This is a genomic window from Granulicella tundricola MP5ACTX9, from assembly GCF_000178975.2.
Lineage (GTDB): Bacteria > Acidobacteriota > Terriglobia > Terriglobales > Acidobacteriaceae > Edaphobacter > Edaphobacter tundricola.
Map to the genome: position 1 here is coordinate 371,351 of NC_015064.1, position 18,820 is coordinate 390,170.

Annotated in this window: 12 protein-coding genes; 6 read left to right on the forward strand and 6 right to left on the reverse strand. The window is 61.0% G+C overall.

Features of this window, described 5'->3' with window-relative positions; all coding sequences use genetic code 11:
- The first annotated feature begins 177 nt into the window (after positions 1-177).
- Together ACIX9_RS01515 and ACIX9_RS01520 are read left to right on the forward strand one after the other, a co-directional pair.
- A complete protein-coding gene (locus ACIX9_RS01515) occupies positions 178-1,824 on the forward strand; it encodes an adenosine deaminase family protein (protein WP_013578706.1) in 1,647 nt (548 codons plus the stop codon).
- A gap of 200 nt (positions 1,825-2,024) precedes the next feature.
- Positions 2,025-2,339, forward strand: a complete 315-nt coding sequence (locus ACIX9_RS01520) for a hypothetical protein (protein ID WP_013578707.1) — start codon at positions 2,025-2,027, stop codon at positions 2,337-2,339.
- On the opposite strand, the gene ACIX9_RS01525 is transcribed toward ACIX9_RS01520, so the two are convergent.
- Positions 2,336-2,767: a DUF2442 domain-containing protein gene (locus tag ACIX9_RS01525; protein WP_013578708.1), complete on the reverse strand. Its 432-nt coding sequence runs from the start codon at positions 2,765-2,767 to the stop codon at positions 2,336-2,338. The two genes, ACIX9_RS01520 and ACIX9_RS01525, sit on opposite strands and share 4 nt — an antisense overlap.
- Here ACIX9_RS01525 and ACIX9_RS26660 point away from each other — a divergent pair.
- The gene (locus ACIX9_RS26660; protein ID WP_232298766.1) at positions 2,766-3,026 is read left to right on the forward strand and encodes a hypothetical protein; all 261 of its coding nucleotides are present in this window, start codon (positions 2,766-2,768) and stop codon (positions 3,024-3,026) included. The two genes, ACIX9_RS01525 and ACIX9_RS26660, sit on opposite strands and share 2 nt — an antisense overlap.
- 207 nt (positions 3,027-3,233) lie before the next feature.
- A complete protein-coding gene (glgP, locus tag ACIX9_RS01535; protein WP_013578710.1) occupies positions 3,234-5,069 on the forward strand; it encodes an alpha-glucan family phosphorylase in 1,836 nt (611 codons plus the stop codon).
- 66 nt (positions 5,070-5,135) lie between these two features.
- On the opposite strand, the gene ACIX9_RS01540 is transcribed toward glgP, so the two are convergent.
- Positions 5,136-5,612 (reverse strand): Hcp family type VI secretion system effector, encoded by a 477-nt coding sequence (locus ACIX9_RS01540; protein WP_013578711.1) that lies wholly within the window; start codon positions 5,610-5,612, stop codon positions 5,136-5,138.
- Between the two features lie 479 nt (positions 5,613-6,091).
- Here ACIX9_RS01540 and ACIX9_RS01545 point away from each other — a divergent pair, with 479 nt between their 5' ends.
- Positions 6,092-7,756 carry a B12-binding domain-containing radical SAM protein gene (locus ACIX9_RS01545; RefSeq protein WP_013578712.1) on the forward strand — a complete coding sequence of 555 codons (1,665 nt, stop codon included), beginning with the start codon at positions 6,092-6,094 and terminating at the stop codon, positions 7,754-7,756.
- Between the two features lie 95 nt (positions 7,757-7,851).
- Here the strand turns inward: ACIX9_RS01545 and ACIX9_RS01550 are convergent, their stop codons facing one another.
- From ACIX9_RS01550 to ACIX9_RS01565, 4 genes are all read right to left on the reverse strand, one after another.
- Positions 7,852-8,784: a ribokinase gene (locus ACIX9_RS01550; RefSeq protein ID WP_013578713.1), complete on the reverse strand. Its 933-nt coding sequence runs from the start codon at positions 8,782-8,784 to the stop codon at positions 7,852-7,854.
- Positions 8,785-8,807: 23 nt separating this feature from the next.
- Positions 8,808-12,164, reverse strand: a complete 3,357-nt coding sequence (locus tag ACIX9_RS01555; RefSeq protein ID WP_013578714.1) for an efflux RND transporter permease subunit — start codon at positions 12,162-12,164, stop codon at positions 8,808-8,810.
- 207 nt (positions 12,165-12,371) lie between these two features.
- On the reverse strand, positions 12,372-15,560 hold the full coding sequence (locus ACIX9_RS01560; protein WP_013578715.1) for a multidrug efflux RND transporter permease subunit: 3,189 nt from the start codon (positions 15,558-15,560) through the stop codon (positions 12,372-12,374).
- A complete protein-coding gene (locus ACIX9_RS01565; protein WP_013578716.1) occupies positions 15,557-17,059 on the reverse strand; it encodes an efflux RND transporter periplasmic adaptor subunit in 1,503 nt (500 codons plus the stop codon). Before ACIX9_RS01565 ends, ACIX9_RS01560 begins: the two co-directional genes overlap by 4 nt.
- A 270-nt stretch (positions 17,060-17,329) precedes the next feature.
- Here ACIX9_RS01565 and ACIX9_RS01570 point away from each other — a divergent pair, with 270 nt between their 5' ends.
- Entirely contained in the window at positions 17,330-18,817 is a 1,488-nt protein-coding gene (locus tag ACIX9_RS01570) for a UbiA family prenyltransferase (protein ID WP_013578717.1), read from the forward strand.
- Positions 18,818-18,820 lie beyond the last annotated feature (3 nt).

An 18,820-nucleotide genomic window follows, 5' to 3' on the forward strand; every position in this document is an offset into this window, starting at 1 on the left:
GCCCCGCACCCACAATCCTCACCCTGCACCACCCCCAGTGCAGTCACACTCGTACTTGCCTTTCAAATAAAAAGCCGTCGCCTGTCTTATCTGTCCTTATCCCGTCTTGATCCGTCTTATCCCCGTTACGCCTTGCTTTTTCTATCCGCACCTCAACCTTTCGCATAAACTTCATTTATGCGTGAAAGTCTTTGTATTCTTCTGGCCTCTGGCCTTGCCGTATCTGCCTTCGCCCAGCCCGCGCACCACATTGCCCCTGCCAACCAGTCGGAGCGCCGCGCCACTCAAGCCTTTGAGAGCGCCAAAGCTCTCAGCCCGCTAGCCCTCCACTCTTTCCTGGAGCGCATGCCCAAAGGCGCGGACCTCCACATGCACCTCTCCGGCGCCATCTACGCCGAGACCTTCATCAAGGACGCCGCAGAGGACAATCTCTGCGTAGACCCCATCAAGCTTGCCTTCGCAAAAAGCATCGGCACTGACACCCCCAATCCCACCTGCGCCCCGGACAACGTCCTAGCCGCCACCGCCTTCAAAAATCAGCATCTCTACGACGCGCTCGTCGACTCCTTCTCCATGCGTGCCTACGTCCCCACCCCCGGCCATACTGGCCATGACCAGTTCTTCGACACCTTCGAAAAGTTCGGCGGCATCGCCAAAACCCACAAAGGTGAGTGGCTCGACGAGGTCGCATCCCGCGCCGCCGCCCAGAACGAGCAGTATCTCGAGATCATGGAGACCCCCACCTTCTCCAAGGCCGCAGCCCTCGGCTACAAGCTCGGCTGGCCCACCGCCCCCACCCCCCGCATCGTCACCACCGCCGCCACCTCAGTCCCGGACGACACCACCGGCACCCTGCCCGCAGAGCTCGCAGACCTCCGCGATAAGCTCCTCGCCTCAGGCCTCAAGGATGAGGTCGTAACAGACCGCGCCGAGTTCGCCAAGGCCCTCGCAGATCGCCGCCAGATCGAGCACTGCGGAACCCCCACCGCAGCCCCCGCCTGCGCAGTCCAGATCCGCTTCCTCTATCAGGTCCTCCGCGCCTTCCCCGCCCAGCAGGTCTTCGCCCAAACCCTCCTCGCCTTTGAGGTCGCCGACGCCGAGCTCGCCTCCGGCCCCAACGCCAACGTCGTAGGCCTCAACTTCGTCCAGCCGGAAGACAACTACATGGCCATGAGCGAGTATCACCGCCAGATGCTCATGCTGGACTACCTCCACTCCGTCTACCCTCGCGTCCACATCTCCCTCCACGCCGGCGAGCTCGCCCCCGGAATGGTCCCCCCCGCCGGCCTCTCCTTCCACATCCGCCAGGCGGTCGAGCTAGGCCACGCAGAGCGCATCGGCCATGGCGTGGACGTCATGTACGAGACAGACTCCAAGGGTCTCCTCAAAGAGCTCGCGGACAAACACATCATGGTGGAGATCAACCTCACCTCCAACGACGGCATCCTCGGCGTCTCCACCAACTACCACTCGCTCCCCGCCTACCGCGCCGCCCACGTCCCCACCGCCTTCTCCACGGATGACGAAGGCGTCTCTCGTATCGATCTCACCCACGAGTACGCCCGAGCGGTAAAGGACTTCAACCTCACCTACCCGGACCTAAAGCGCAGCGCCCGCACCTCGCTCGAGCACTCCTTCCTCCCCGGCCCCAGCCTCTGGGCCCACCCGGACGACTTCACCACCCTCAACTTCGCCTGCATCGGCCAGGCCATCGGCTCCCCCACCACCACCTTCGTCTGCGGCTCTTTCCTCAAATCAAGCCCCCGCGCCGCCCAGCAATGGGAACTCGAACACCGCTTCCAACTCTTCGAGTCCTCCCTCTGACCCATAAATAAAGGTTCGTCATTCTGAGCGAAGCTCAGAACCTCCGTATTGGCTGTTGTACTTGCTCTTGCACTCGCCGTTGTTCGTTCTAGCCGTCATTCTGCGCGAAGCGGAGAATCTCCGTAGTTGCCGTTGCACTTGCTCTTGTCACAAAACCAGCATCCTTCCACAGCCCCCAACCGTATAAGGAAGCACACCTCATGAAAAAAGCCATCTCCACGTTCCTCCAATTCCTCCTCTTCTTCGTTGTCTTCGGTGTAGGCTCCATCCTCGGCGGCCTCTTCGACCCCACCCATCTCCGCTGGTTCGTCACCCACCCCACCCTCACCTCCACCCGTTACTTCAAAGCCGACGGCCTCCTCCTCGCCTTTGCCGTCTATGTCCTCGTCATCCTCATAGAAGCCGCACGCAAGCGCATCTCCACCGCTGCCCCCTGGACCACCCTCGCCTTCCTCCTCGCCCTGGTCATCGGCTTCCTCTCAAAGTTCGGCTTCGCCACCCACGACCTCTTCTAAGCGCTCGCGGCCGAAACCTTCTTCGGCCGCCCACCCTTGGCTCCATTCGTCTTGGACGCCATCCGCTTTGCCTCACTCCGGACAGACCCACCCTTCCGTCCCAGCATAGCCATCCATCGCCGATTTCCATAGACCCCTTCGATCAACGCAGGCACATACAGATCGACGTCCAGATCAGGGAAGCTGATCCCGCTTCCCCGGCCCAGCAGTTCATAGTTCTGTATCTGCTCGTGAGTCACCGAGCCCAGTCCCTGCAGATCCTCCATCGGCAGCACCAGCCGTCTCCCGTTGCTCAATCCCACAATCAGCAACCTCAGATCCTGCACATGCTCAACCGTCACTGCCAGCGGATCGTTGTCATGGACCTTGGCCCTGTTCAAGGCAGCTTCAATCTCCGCGTCGGTTGTAACGACTCCATGTTCAGCCATGATGTTTCTCCCAAAGAACTACCAGTTGTTTGAAGTGGACGGCAGCAGTCTTCAGCACATGCCGCACGTCAGCCATGCTTCCATTGCTCGGCCTGACCGCGTCCGTTCTGTCGGCAAGCGCAACCTGCCCATCCGCTCGAAGATCCGCAATCACTTCAACCTCCGCGTAAAAACCGTGAACGTGACGAGGCTCATGATCCATCGGGTACACCGTGAGGCGAACGCCGGAAAACCGGAGCGATCCCTTATCGCTCCGTAATAACCTAAGCCCCTTAGCTTACGCTCAATCCCACGTTCATCCCCCGAAAGTTGCGGAACAATCCCAATCAAACGATTTACCCGTTTGTTACCCTTGAAAGACAGATTTGCACCCAGCGTCTCCAGGCCGGCCAAACCCAGCCCGGAACTCCATCATTCTGAACCCTATCCCAACGTCCACCGGGCCCCGAACGTCCGAGGCGAAACGATGAAAAAGAGGTCCACCCCCAGCATGCCCACTCCAACCTCCCAGGCCCCTGTAGTGACCGCGCCCGACCTCTCCTCCCGCTCCATCGCCTATTTCTCCATGGAGATCGCCCTCGCCAAGGCCCTGCCCACCTACTCCGGTGGCCTCGGCATGCTCGCCGGAGACACCCTCCGCTCCGCAGCTGACACCGGCGCCCCCATGGTCGCCGTCTCCCTCGTCCACCGCCGCGGCTACTTCAAGCAGTTCCTCGACGCCAACGGCCAGCAGACCGAAACCGACGTCCCCTGGTCCCCGGACACCCTCCCCACCGCGGGCGAGACCGTCTCCATCACCATGCAGGGCCGCACCATCAAGATCTGCGCCTGGCGCTTTGATGTCGTCGGCGTCGCCGGCCACATCATCCCCGTCTTCCTCCTCGATACCGACGTCGAAGGCAACGACCCCTTCGATCGCCGCCTCACCGACCACCTCTACGGCGGCGACACCTACTACCGCCTCTGCCAGGAGACCGTCCTCGGCCTCGGCGGCGTCACCCTCCTTCACAAGCTCGGCTGTGAACCCGCCGTTTATCACATGAACGAGGGCCACGCAGCCCTCCTCGCCCTCGGCCTGCTCGAAGACCGCCTCGCCCCCGGCGCGGCCCTCTCCACCGCGACCGAAAACGATCGCCTCGCCGTAGCCCGCCAGTGCGTCTTCACCACCCACACCCCTGTCCCCGCCGGCCATGACCAGTTCGGTCTCGACCAGATGTACGCCATCCTCGGCCAGGAGCGCGGCAAGGCACTCGAGCGCTTCGGCTGTCTCCACAACAATCTCCTCAACATGACCTACGTCGCCCTCCGCTTCTCGCGCTGGGTCAACGGCGTCGCCATGCAGCACGGCAAAGTCTCCCAGCAGATGTTCCCGGACTACCACGTCGAATCCGTCACCAACGGCGTCCACGCCGCCACTTGGATCGGCCCCGAGCTCCAGAACGTCCTCGACGAAGAAATCCCCCGCTGGCGTCATGACAACCAGTACTTCCGCTCCGTCTACGGCATCAAGCCCGCGCGCATCGCCAACGCCCACGCCTGCAACAAGCGCAAGCTCGTGGAAGAGATCGCAGCCCGTACCGGCGAGCACTTCGACCAGAACGTCCTCACCCTCGGCTTCGCCCGCCGCGTCGCCACCTACAAGCGTGCCAGCCTCCTCCTTGAAGATCCCAAGCGCCTCCTCAAGATCGCCCAGAAGATCGGCGGCCTCCAGATCGTCTTCGCCGGGAAGGCCCACCCCGCCGACGCCGCCGGCAAGGGCCTCATCCGTGAGGTCTTTGAGATCGCCGGTAAGATCAAGTCCAACTCCCTCCGCATCGTTTATCTCGAGAATTACGACTGGGAGCTAGGCGCAACCCTCACCCAGGGCGTAGACGTCTGGGTCAACACCCCCCGCCGCCCATATGAAGCCTCCGGCACCTCCGGCATGAAGGCCGCCCTCAACGGCGTCCCCTCCCTCAGCATCCTGGACGGTTGGTGGATCGAGGGCTGCGCCGAAGACGTCACCGGCTGGGCCATCGACGACGGCGACACTGACGCCGCCGAAGCCACCAGCCTCTATGACAAGCTCGAGCAGCGCATCGCCCCCCTCTTCGCCAAGCCCAACTCCTGGGCCCGCATGATGCAGCACTGCATCGCCATGAACGGCAGCTTCTTCAACACGGACCGCATGCTTGGCCAGTACTTCGCCAACGCCTACTTCCCCCAGGCCCCCGCAGCCGACGCAACCCCTGAAACAGAGTCCGAAGCAGAAGGCATGGCCATCTCCACCAGCCCCAAGCTCCAGGAACCCGCTCTCGTCTAGCCCGAATACAGGAAAAGGGGACCACGATCCATCGTGGTCCCCTCACTGTTTAGCCTAGCTCCCCATTTAGCTGACCTGATTAGCCTTCAGGTCATAGATCACCGGAGCCTTGGCCTGGATCTGACCGTTCTCCATCTGCTGCATATATGCGGTCTCGATATGGTTGTAGCTGAACGTCACACTCTCCGTAGGCGTCTCGTTTGAGGCGCCGATCTGAATCGAAGTGATAAACAGTTCTCCCAGAGAGATCGTCAGAAACGCCGAACCATCGCCGCCAGACTTCACCGCCGACAGAACTCCCGTCTTGATATGAGTGCCCAGCAGCAGTGCCTTGTAGATCGGCCCGCTTGACGCGTCATACTCTTTCGTCACCATCAGATCGGCCAGCGTTGCCCTACCCGCACCCGACCCGCCCGTCCCGGACACCGACGTATGCTGCCTCGCGCCCCAACTGAATGACTGAATCGTGATCTGATCCGTATGCTTAGCGTCCTTCGATTCACCGTTAATTTCATCAAGTTCCAGAAAAAAATCGACCGCCATCGTGGCTTCCTCGCACGCTCTATCTACAAACGTCTTGTCAGAGTCATTGCTCTAAGCCATCACGGCTAACCATCCACTGAAGCGCACCCGTTCGGCGCTTCCTTAAAATCCTGTTTGGCCCCAGGCAGACAATATTACCCAAGATTCAGCCTCAGCCCCGTTAATACGCATGGCATTTCAACTTTGAGCTTGCCGGCCCCACCGCCTTCCGACAAGTTCCGCATCTGCTCTTGCCATGGTCCGTTCCATCTTGTTGCCCTTGCTGAGGAGACTCTCCCTTTCCTTCTGCACTCAGTTGCCCCAACACGAATCGTCATATCGACACAGGGCTCAAAGCTCTGGGCGTGGTACCTTCAGGGACGAAGAGCATGTTGGATACAAGCTCAGTCCTTGCTCCATGACCACGCCGTGTGAAGTTGACTGAATTGATCCCGCCTGCGACACAAAAGATGGCGGTCACGTTTTGCCGGAGATCGCCCATGCTCGCCTCTTTGAACGACCCGTTTCAGCAGATCTCTCCCTCCGCCCACGACATCCCAACCATGCACTTTGAGCCGCTTGGCAAAGAGGTCAAGGCTTTGATGGTCTGGCCCCGCTTTCCACCCTCATTCTGGGGTTTTGAGGGTGTCCTGGAGATGGTGCCGGAGAAGTCGGTCATGCCGCCGCTCGGCTTGATCACCGTCGCGGCTCTTTGTCCCTCCTCCTGGGTCATTCGACTCTTGGATCTGTCCTTTGAGGAACTGCGGGAGGAGGACCTCCTCTGGGCAGATCTCGTCATGGTCAGTTCCATGCAGGCGCAACGCATCGACACACTGGACGTCCTCTCCCGTGCTCGCCGTCTCGGACGGAGAACCTTCATCGGAGGCCCATGGGCCAGCAGCGAACCTGAGTTCCTGACCACCCAGGCCGACCATGTCTTCGTCGGTGAAGCGGAGGAGGTCTTCGGAGACATTGCGCATCAACTCGAGCAGGGCTCCGCACAGGCCATCTACAAGGTCGCTGACAAGCCGGATATGTCAGTCAGTCCCATACCCCGCTTTGATCTTCTGCACATGAACAAGTACACCTCCATGTCGGTACAGTTCTCGCGAGGGTGCCCTTTTCAATGTGAGTTTTGCGACATCATCACCATCTACGGAAGACGTCCGCGGGCAAAGCCGCCGGAGAAGCTCATCGCGGAGCTGGACGCGCTGCTGGCGCTGGGCTGGCGCAATGAGGTCTTCATCGTCGATGACAACTTCATCGGCAATCACAAGCTTGCCTTGCAACTCACCCACTCGCTCGCCGCCTGGCAGGACCGCAGCAAGCGTGTCATCTCCTTCTACACAGAGGCTTCCATCGATCTGGCGGACAAGCCTGAGCTGCTCGCCTCCATGGTTGAGGCCAACTTCATGTACGTCTTTCTCGGGATCGAAACACCATCGGCCGAAGCATTGAAAGGATCGTCGAAGTTCCAGAATCTGCGCGGCGACCTCGTCACCCAGGTCAGCAAGATCCGGGAAAGCGGATTGTGGGTGCTGGCTGGCTTCATCGTCGGGTTTGATTCGGACGATGAAACGATCTTTGAACGGCAGCTGCAGTTTATCGATAAGACCGCTATCACCTGGGCCATGGCCGGCGTCCTCCAGGCACCTCCCACCACCGCGCTCTTCGACCGCATGAAGCGGGAAGGAAGGCTGATTGAAGACAGTACGGCAACCACCAACTTCAGTGCTCCAAACTTCAAAACAGTGCTTCCTCTCCCCGTCCTGTTGCGTGGATTGAGCACCCTGCTGACCGGCTTGTACACCCCCGCAAACTACTTCGGACGGGCAATGCGCTCCCTGGAGTCCTGGAAGCCCCGTCCCGCACAGAGGCCGCCGGAGCTGCCTCTGCTCTATAACCTCCGCGTCTTTGTTCAGTCCATCTGGCAACAGGGCGTCTGTTCCAACTATCGCCTGGCCTACTGGCGTTTTCTCCTAACGGCGATTCGGCGATGGGCTCTTCAGCCGGCAAAGATGTGGCTGGCCTTCATGGTCCTGCTTTCGGCGAACCACTTCCTGAAATATGCACGAGCGGTCGCAGAGGATCTGGAAGCGCAATGCCAGGTACTCGAAGACTTGGAGCTTTCCTCTCAGACATTGGCTGTCGTCACGGAGAGTTGAGGTTGAATCGCCGTCGGCCGGGCGGCTACCTTGCGCTCTGTCCTTCAGACACCCCCGGGACCCCGCAAGCATAGGAACAAGCCCTCACAAGAAGGTCATAGGTCGTTCGCTCTCACCGCGAAGCTCTCGACCTCACTCCTCGTCGGCTGACTCTCTGCAGCTCCGTCCCGTGTCGTGGAAAGCGAGGCCGCCGCCACAGCAAACCGCAACGCCGCCTCAGCCCCACAGCCCAGCGCAAGCTCCGCTGCAAGAGCTCCATTCAGCGTGTCCCCGGCCCCCGTCGTGTTCACGACCGCCACCTGCGGAGCGGCCACCCGCACAAACCGCCCATCCTCCGTCAGCATCGCCGCCCCTGCCCCACCCAGCTTCAGCAGAACATTCCTCGGGCCCAACCCCTGGAAATACCGGCACTGCTCCTCCATGCCAGGAGCGGACCCCACCCATCCCGTATCCCGCAGATAGAACTCTGCCTCCGTCTCATTCGGTGTAAACCACGCCAACCCCCGGAGCACCTCCGCCGATATCTTCGCCGCTGGCGCCGGATCCAGCATCACCGGAACCTCCGCAGACCCGGCAATCTCCACCACCTTCGCCAGGACCTCCATCCGCGTCTCGAGCTGCACCAGCACGATGCTCGCCCCCACCAGCAACCCTCGCTGCCGCTCAACATCCTCGGCGCCAAACACATGATTCGCCCCCGGAACCAGCACAATCGTATTCTCCCCATCCGGCCCCACCAGGATCGTCGCCGTACCGGTCGGCTCAACGCAGGTCCCGACCGCCTCCACCCCAACTCCGGCCTCCCCCAGCGCCCGCCGCAGAACCTCCCCAGCGGAATCCCGCCCCACGCACCCCATCATCCGCACCTCGGCCCCCAGCCGAGCTGCCGCCATAGCCTGATTTACCCCCTTACCACCAACCCCTTCCGCATACCCGATGGCCGTCTGCGTCCTGCCCGCCGCCGCCGCCTCAGCCAGCCGGAAACTCCGGTCCAGATTCAAGCTCCCTACGACCACAACCGGTCTCATGATCCACCCCGCTAAACCGATCCTCAATCCCCCGCAACGGTCTGGTGCTGCTCACTCGGCAGCACTCCAACCCGCTGCATCTTCTCCGTCCGCCCCAGCGCCCGCTGTATCCGAGCCCGTAGCCGGTCGAAGAACAGATACACCACCGGAGTCGTAAACAGCGTCAGCGCCTGCGACACCATCAACCCGCCGACGATCGTAATCCCCAGCGGCCGCCGCAACTCGCTGCCCGTCCCGGTCCCCAGAGCCAGCGGCAGACCGCCCAGCAGAGCCGCCATCGTCGTCATCATGATCGGCCGGAAGCGCAGCAGGCAAGCCTCGTAGATCGCCTCCTCGGGCGTCTTACCCCGCTCCCGCTCCGCTACCAGCGCAAAGTCGATCATCATGATCGCGTTCTTCTTCACGATCCCGATCAGCAGAATGATCCCGATCATCGCGATCACGCTCAGGTCTACCTTGAACAGCAGCAGGAACAGCAGCGCACCCACGCCCGCCGAAGGCAGCGTAGAAAGGATCGTCAAAGGATGGATGAAGCTCTCGTACAGGATGCCCAGCACGATATACACCGCCACCAGAGCCAGCAGGATCAGCATCGGCTCACTGGACAAAGACGCCTGGAAGGCCTGCGCCGTGCCCTGGAATCCGCCGTGAATCTCTGACGGCATCCCGATCGCCACCCGTGCATCCTCGATCGCCGCCGTCGCATCGCTCAAACTGGCCCCTAGGGTCAGGTTGAAGCTCAACGTCGTAGCCGGTACCTGCGACTGGTGATTCACGGAGAGCGGAATCCGCAACGTCTCATAGTGCGTGATAGCCGACAAAGGCACCATCGCCCCCGTCGTGCTCTTCACGTAGATATTCTTCAAAGCATCCGGGTCGCGCTGGAACCGCTGCGCAACCTCCATCACAACGTGGTACTGGTTCAGCGTCTCGTAGATCGTAGAAACCTGCGCCTGCCCAAACGCGTCGGACAACGTCGAGTCGACCGTCAACGCCGAGACTCCCAGACGGCTCGCCGTATCCCGGTCGATCACCAGTTGCGTCCGCAGACCCTGCTGCTGCTGGTCCGTCGCCACGTCCTTCAGTTGCGGAATCCTCTCCATCGCCGCCATCAGCTTCGGAGACCACTCGTTCAGCAGGTCCAGATCCTCGCTGGTCAGCGAGTACTGATACTGCGTCGCCGAACCGCGCCCGCCAATGTTCAGCTCCTGCGAAGACTGCAAGTAGAGTTGCACTCCCGGGATGCCGGATGTTTTCTTCCGCAGATCGTTGATGATCTTCTCAGCACTTTGCCCGCTCTTCTGCCGCTCTTCATCCGGAGATAGGAACATGAACATGCTGGCCTGGTTGCCACCGCCGCCGCCCGGCCCGCCGCCGCCCAGGAACATCATCGTGTTCTGAACGCCGTCCTGTTTCTTAACGATGTCCACCATCTGCGTCGCCTTGATCTTCATCGCGTCGAAGCTGACATCCTGCTGCCCGCGAATCTGTCCGCCCAGCCGTCCAGTATCCTGCTGAGGAAAGAAGCCCTTCGGCACGATGATGTAGAGAAACACCGTCAGAAGGAAGGTTAGAACCGTTATGCCCAACATCAGCGGCTGACGCTTCAACACTGCCTTCAGGGCCCGGTCGTACTCCCCGGTCATCCAGTCCAGCGCTTTCTCGCCCCAAACATACAGGCGTCCATGCCGGCCCTCGGAGTGAGCCTTCAGAAACTTCGCACTCAACATCGGGGTCGTCGTCAGGCTCACCACCAGCGAGACCAGAATCGCCGCCGAAAGCGTAACCGCAAACTCGCGGAACAGCCGCCCCACAATCCCGCCCATCAGCAGGATCGGGATGAACACCGCAATCAGTGACGTGCTCATGGAGAGTACGGTGAAGCCGATTTCCTTCGACCCCACCATCGCAGCCTCATACGGAGACAGCCCCATCTCCAGGTGCCGCATGATGTTCTCGATCACCACGATCGCGTCGTCCACCACGAAGCCCGTCGAGATGGTCAGCGCCATCAGCGACAGGTTGTCCAGGGTGTAGCCCATTACGTACATGATCCCGAACGTCCCCATCAGGCTCAGGGGCACGGACACGCTGGGAATCAGCGTAGAGCGCACTTCGCGCAGGAACACGAACACCACCAGGATCACCAGCACGATCGAAATGATCAGAGTCCGCGTCACATCCTTCACGGAAGCCCGGATCGTCGTCGTACGATCCAGCGCCACCTCGATCTTGATCGCTGGCGGCACGGAGGCCTTCAGCCGCGGCAACATCGCCAGCACGTTGTCCACGGTGGAGATCACGTTGGCCCCAGGGCTCTTGAAGACGATCAGCAGGATCGCAGGCTTGCCGTTGAACAGCCCACCCGTCTGGATGTTCTCGACCCCGTCGACAACCTCAGCCACGTCGCTGATCCGCACCACACCGTGCGAAGAAATACCGGACCCGGTCACCGCCGCCTGCGCCACCGGTGTCGCACTGACAGCCGCATTCGTACTGACTGCAGCCGCAGTGGTGCTGTTCGCAGAGGTCGCATTCGAGGTCACGGCAGAAGCGACACTGGACGGCAGCCCGGACGAAGCCGTCGCCGAACTCACCGGCCCCTTATCCGTCGCAATGATCAGCGGCTTATAAGCCTCGGACCCAAACAGTTGGTCGGAGGTCGTAATGCTGATGCGTTGGGCAGCGCCGTTCGTATAGCCGGTCGGCTGATTGACGTTGACCTGCCCCAGCGCCGTCCGCAGCGATTCCAGCCCCAGGCCATACCCGGCCAGCAGCGTTGGGTTGGCCTCGACGCGCACCGCAGGCTTCGCGCTGCCGCCAACGAACACCTGTCCCACCCCATCCACCTGCGAGATCTTCTGCGCCAGGATGGAGTCGGCCTGGTCGTACATCTGCGGCACGGTCATCGTGTCGGACGTCAACGCCAGCATGACGATCGGCGCATCCGCCGGGTTGATCTTGCGGTAGCTCGGATTCGAAGGCAGGTTCGCCGGCAACTGACTCCGAGCCGCATTGATAGCCGCCTGCACATCACGCGCGGCACCATTTACATCGCGGTTCAGGTCGAACTGCAGCGTGATCGAGGTCGATCCCTCGCCCGAAGACGAGGTCATCTGGTTCACGCCGGCAATCCGGCTGAACTGCCGCTCCAGCGGCGTAGCCACGGCCGAAGCCATCGTCTCAGGATCGGCCCCCGGCAGCGCAGCACCCACGCTGATGGTCGGAAACTCTACCTGCGGCAGGCTTGAAACCGGCAGCAGCTTGTACGCTACCGCGCCAGCCAGGATGATCGCCACAGAAAGCAGAAACGTAGCCACAGGCCGCCGGATAAACGGAGCAGAGAAGTGAACCCCACCCTCATCCCCGTCTCCGCCCAAAGGCTCCTGCTCTCCTGCGAAACCTTCATTAAAGCGAGCTTGATCACCGCTCTTTGCGCCATCGCCGGGCGCACGATCACCCCCGCGAGTCTGGTCGTGGCCTGAAAGCTTCGCCGCATCGCCTGCGCGCTCGTGATCTTCAGGCGTCCGGTCACCGGGTTGTGCGTATCGTGAATCCACCTTTACCCCAATTCCTTCGCTGCTCGATCAATCGCCCGCAACATGAGCGTGTTCACCCTCATGTGCATGCTGGCGGAACTCTTCGTCCGCTTCCTTCGTGTGCAGATAGCGCCGGCCGATGCGGTCGAAGAACAGATACACCACCGGCGTCGTAAACAGCGTCAGAACCTGGCTGACGATCAAGCCGCCCACGATCGTAATACCCAGAGGCCTGCGCAACTCGCTACCCGTGCCATTACCCAACGCAAGCGGAACACCACCCAGCAGCGCAGCCATCGTCGTCATCATGATCGGCCGGAAGCGCAGCAGGCAGGCCTGGTAGATCGCCTCCTCCGGCTCCATGCCGTGGTCGCGCTCTGCTTCAAGCGCAAAGTCGATCATCATGATGGCGTTCTTCTTCACAATGCCGATCAGCAAAATGATGCCGATCAGCGCAATGACACTCAGATCGACATGAAACAGTAGCAGCGCAAGAATCGCGCCCACACCGGCTGAGGGAAGCGTAGAGAGGATCGTGATCGGGTGGATATAGCTCTCGTACAGCACGCCCAGCACGATGTACACCACGATCAGCGCAGCCAGAATTAGCAATGGCTCATTGGAGAGCGAAGCCTCGAACGCCGCAGCCGAACCCTGGAACTCTGCATTGACGCTCGGCGGAAGCTGCAGGTCGGCCTGCACCTGATTCACCACCGTTACCGCATCGCCAATCGACTTGCCCGGAGCGATGTTGAACGAGATCGTCACGGCAGGGAACTGCCCCTGGTGATTGATCGCCAGCGAAGCCGTCTGCTGCACGAAGTGCGTGAAGGTTGAAAGCGGAACCTGCGTCCCATTCGAACTCTTCACGTAAATGTTATCCAGCGACGAAGGGTTCTTCTGGAAGTTAGGCGCAACCTCCAGCACCACATGGTACTGGTTCTGCTGCGTAAACATCGTGGAGACCTGCCGCTGTCCAAACGCATCGTCCAGCGTATCGTCGATGTTCTGCGGCGTGATTCCAAGCCGTGAGGCCGTATCGCGGTCGATCACCAGGTGAGCCTCAAGCCCACCCAGTTGCTGGTCGCTGGCGACGTCCATCAGCACGCTGCTGTGCTTCCGCAACTCCGCCACCATCTTGTCGGTCCACGTCGCAAGCTCAGTCGGACTGGCATCTTCAAGCGTGTACTGGTACTGCGTCCGACTCACGCGGTCCTCGACCGTCAGGTCCTGCAGAGGCTGAAGGAAGCACTGCAATCCTTCAATCTGTGCCACCTTCGGCTGTAGCCTGGCGATGATGTCCGTCGCAGTCGCGGAACGCTGTTCCCGATCGCGTAGGTTGATCTGGATACGCCCGCTGTTCAGCGTCGTATTCGTCGCATCGATCCCGATGAACGACGAAAGGCTTTCAACATCCGGGTCCTTCAGGATGATGTTCGCCAGCTTCTGTTGACGGTCAGCCATCTCAGGAAAGCTGATCGCCTGCGGACCTTCGGTGATGCCCAGCAGCACGCCCGTGTCCTGCACGGGAAAGAAGCCCTTCGGTACGATGATGTAGAGATAGACCGTCAGCACAAACGTCGCCAGCGTAACCAGCAGCGTCAGCACCTGGTGCCGCAAAACGAAGCGAACGCCCGTGCCGTACTTCGCGATGACGTACTTAAAGAACTCTTCCGACTTGCGGTAGAGCTTGCCCTGCTCAGAATCAGGTGTGTGTTTCAGCAGCTTCGCCGCCATCATCGGCGTCAGTGTCAGTGAAACGACGGCAGACACCAGGATCGTCACAGCCAGCGTCACAGCAAACTCACGGAAGAGCCGGCCGACGATATCGCCCATGAACAGCAGTGGAATCAGCACCGCGATCAGCGAGATCGTCAACGAAAGAATCGTGAACCCAATCTGCTCTGAACCCTTCAGCGCAGCATCGAGCGCCGTGTCGCCCTCTTCGAGATAACGCGCAATGTTCTCGATCATGACGATCGCGTCATCGACCACGAAGCCCGTCGAGATCGTCAGCGCCATCAGGCTAAGGTTGTTCAGACTGTAGCCCAGCAGGTACATGATCCCGAACGTGCCGATGATCGAAAGTGGCACCGCCACGGATGGAATGACGGTGGCTGAGAACGACCGCAGGAACAGGAAGATCACCATCACAACCAGCCCGATGGTCAACACCAGTTCAAACTGCACGTCCTTCACGGAGGCCCGAATCGTGTTCGTCCGATCCGTCAGCACGTCCAGGTTCACACTGCTCGGCATGGACGTCCGTAGCTGCGGCAGGATCTTCTGCACCGCATCTACGACGCCGATGATGTTCGCACCCGGTTGCCGCTGGATGTTGATGATGACCGCTGGATCAAGTACCGCATCCTGCGCGTCGGTCGTCTTCGTCGCAGGCTTAGCTGCTGTTCCCATCCAAGCCGCTTGGTACAGGTTCTCCGCACTGTCCACCGAGTTCGCAATATCGGACAGCCTCACCGGCGAGCCATTGCGATACGCGATGATGACTTTGTTGTAGTCGGCGCTGGAAAGCAGTTGATCGTTTGCACCGATCGTAAACATCTGCCGCGCACCGCTGATGGAACCCTTCGCCTGGTCGACGTTCGCCGTACCCAGCGCAGTTCGTACATCCTCAAGACTCAGCCCGTAACCAGCCAGCGCAGTCGGATTCGCCTGCACCCGCACAGCCGGCTTCTGTCCGCCCGCAATGGACACCAAGCCAACGCCCGACAGCTGCGAGATCTTCTGCGCCAAAACTGTATCTGCAAGATCCTCGACCTTGCTCAACGGCAGCGTCTTGCTGGTCAACGCCAGCGTCATGATCGGCGCGTCAGCCGGATTCACCTTGCTGTAGGTCGGCGGGTTCGGCAGGTCCTTCGGCAGGTAAGTGAAGCCGGCGTTGATGGCTTCCTGCACATCTTGCTGCGCGACGTCGATGCTCTCATTGAGCGAGAACTCAAGCGTGATGACACTTCCGCCTCCGGAACTGGAGGAGGTCATCTGCTTCAACCCGGGGATCTCGCCAAACTGGCGCTCCAACGGCGCAGTCACGGAGCTCGCCATCACATCCGGACTCGCACCCGGATAGAACGTCTGCACCTGGATGATCGGGTAATCGACCTCAGGCAGCGCGGAGACCGGCAGCTGCATGTAGGCGACCGCGCCCGCAAGCAAAATGGCCACCATCAACAACGAGGTGGCCACCGGCCTTAAGATAAATGGCCGTGAAGGGCTCATGGGCGGCTCCCGGCCTGACCCGCAGGCACCGCAGTCGGTTGCGGTGCCTGGCTCGTGGTCGTATCGGAACTGGCCTTGGAGCGTGCAGCCCCGGCCGATCCCATTCTCTTACCGGCTGAACTGCCCGCGCTGGATTGCCCCTGCTTCGGAGCCACCTTGCCATACGGCTTCAGCTTCTCCTGCCCGTCGATCACAACCGAATCACCCGCATTGACGCCACTCTTCAGAATGATCTGCGAACCCTCCGTCAGATCCACAACCACGTTCTGCACCTGGACGTAGTACTTTGGCCCAGCTGGTTTCCCGCTTGCGGGTGCAGCCTCTTCTTCCGGTGCAGCAGCCCCATCACCATCGGTCTTCTTCTTCTTGTCGTCAGCCTGATGAGGTGGATTGCCTTCCTTCACCACGTAGACGAAGTTGCCGCCCGCGCCGGTCTGAAGTGCCGCCGCCGGAATCACCAGGGAGTTCTCGCGCTCCTCAAGCACCAGCCGCACGTTCACAAACTGGTTCGGAAACAGTGCGCCATCCTTATTGTCAAAGACGGCCTTGCCCTTGACGGTGCCGGTTGTTGTATCGATCTGGTTATCGATCGTCAGCAGCGAACCGGTTGCCAGATGCGTCGACTGATTGCGATCGTAGGCATCCACCACCAGCTTCTTGCCCGCGCGCATCAACTTCAGCACCTCGGGAAGCTGATCCTCCGGCAACGTAAAGATCACGCTGATCGGCTGAAGCTGTGTCACCAGGATCAACCCGGTTGAATCCGCAGCATGAACGATATTGCCCGGATCGACCTGCCGCAGTCCCACCACGCCGTTGATCGGTGAAGTAATCCGCGTATACGCCACGTTGACTTTGGCCGCCTGGATCGCCGCGCGGTCCGCATCCAGCGTTCCCACGCTCTGCCCAGAGTTTGAGATCTGCGCCTGCTCCGTCTCCTTGGACACCACGCCCGCCTCATAGAGAGAGCGGTATCGGTTCGCCTCAGCCTCATTGTTCCGGGCCGCGGCCTCATCCTTCGCCAGTTGACCTTCAGCCTGCGCCACCGCCGCAGCATAAGGACGAGGATCGATCATCGCCAGAACCTGGCCCTGCTTTACCTGCTGACCTTCGCGTACATTCACGCTCAGCAGTTGGCCATCCACCCGGGATTTGATCGTCACCGAGTTGTAAGCCGTCACCGTGCCCAGCGCAGTAAAGTAGATCGGCATCGTCTTCGCAGCCACCGGGGCCACAGTTACGGGCGTGGCGCGATTCGCAGCCGCAGCAGTCTTCTGCTCTTCTTTCGCAGCATCCGCCTTGTTCCCGCGAATCCGCCAGTAGCCGAACGCACAGCAGGCCAGAAGGACCAGCACCAGCACAACTCTGCGCCAGATTCCGCCAGCGTTCTTTTGTGAGCCACCGTCGTGCGGGGCGGGGAGCGCCTTCTGGGCGTCGGGGGCAGGCAACGCGGCCTGTTCGTGTTCGCTCTTCGGTGCATCAAGGGGAGAAACAGACATAGACTTTGGTCACCGTTCCTCGGCGCGAGGGCCGAATCGTGCGCGCAACTCGGAGAATTGCAGCAGGTAAGCTACAGACAACATGCAGGCTGTTAGGTAAATGATACAGATGCAATGACGATTTCATCACCGGGAAGGTTTCCAATTTAACCCCAACCGGCCCCGCGCACCCCACGCACCCGCCTTGCTCCCTATAATCGTACGAGTTCGGAGCCAAGCCTCTGACCCACCACGACGGCCAGCAAACTTCAAACCCCGAGTCCCGCTCTGATGCCAAGCTCCAATCCGAACGAGTCCATCCTCACGCCCGGCAGGCTGCCGCTCTGCGTCGATCTCGATGGCACTCTCGTCAAATCGGACACCCTCGTTGACTCAGTCCTCGTCCTGGCCCGCCAGCATCCGCGAGCCCTCCTTTCCATCCCCGGATGGCTCGTCCAGGGCAAAGCCTCGTTCAAACAGCACGTCACCAACGCCATCTCGCTTGACGTCTCGGCCCTCCCTTACAACAAGCCGCTGCTGGAGTTCCTCTTCCACCAGCACTCCCAGGGCCGCGCCATCTATCTGGCTACCGCCGCGGACCGCACCCTCGCCGATCGCATCGCAGCCCACTACCAGATCTTCGCCGGGGTCCTCGCCTCGGACGGCTCCCATAACCTCGCCGGCGAAAATAAATACCAGGCCTTCCTCCAGCAGTTCGGCGAGCAGTTCTCCTACATCGGCAACGCGAGCCCGGACCTGCCCATTCTCACCCGCTGCCTGGAGCCCATGGTCGCCAACCCGACCTCCGGCCTCGCCTCCGGTCTCCAAGCCGCCCGCATTGCCCCCACCCAGACCTTCATGGACCGCGCCAACCCTGCAAAAGCCTGGCTGCGCGCCATCCGACTCCATCAGTGGGCAAAGAACGTCCTCATCTTTCTTCCGCTGCTGCTCGCCCACGCCTGGTCCTTCGCCCACTTCGCCGGTTCCATCGTCGCCTTCGTTGCCTTTGGCCTCTGCGCCTCGGCAACCTATATAGTCAATGACCTCCTCGACCTCGAAGCCGACCGCCGCCATCATCGCAAGCGCCGCCGCCCCTTTGCCGCTGGCGATCTCTCCGCCATGTCTGGCTGCCTGGTCGTTCTCGCCTTCCTCGCCGCCGCCGCCGCGCTAGCCCTTTTTCTCCCCAACTTGGTCGCACTCTTCGGACTCAGTCTCCCGCAACCGTACCGCTTCGCTAACTGGCTCCTGCTTTACGCCATCACGACCACGGCCTACTCCCTCAAGCTCAAACGTGTCGTCCTCCTCGACGTCATCGTCCTCTCCGGCCTCTACACAGTCCGCATCATCGCCGGCTCCGGCGCCACTGGCATCGAGGTCTCCAAGTGGCTCGCCGGCTTCTCGGTCTTCTTCTTCCTCTCCCTCGCCTTCGTCAAGCGCTTCGCAGAACTTGAATCCCTCCGTCTCCGCGAATCGGCTCCCACCAACGGCCGCGGCTACCTCATCTCGGATATCGAGCAGCTTCGCAGCTTCGGCACCGCCTCCGCCTACGCCTCCGTCGTAGTCCTCACCCTCTATATCTCGGACCTCGATACCGCCCTCTACCATCATCCCGGCCGCCTCTGGCTCCTCGTCCCCGTCCTGCTCCTCTGGCTCAGCCGCCTCTGGCTCCAGGCCTCCAGGGGTGAACTCGACGAAGACCCTGTCGTCTACGCCATCACCGATAAGCGCAGCCTGTTCCTTGGCCTCGCCGTCGCCGCAGTCGTTCTCTCCGCGCTCTAAACC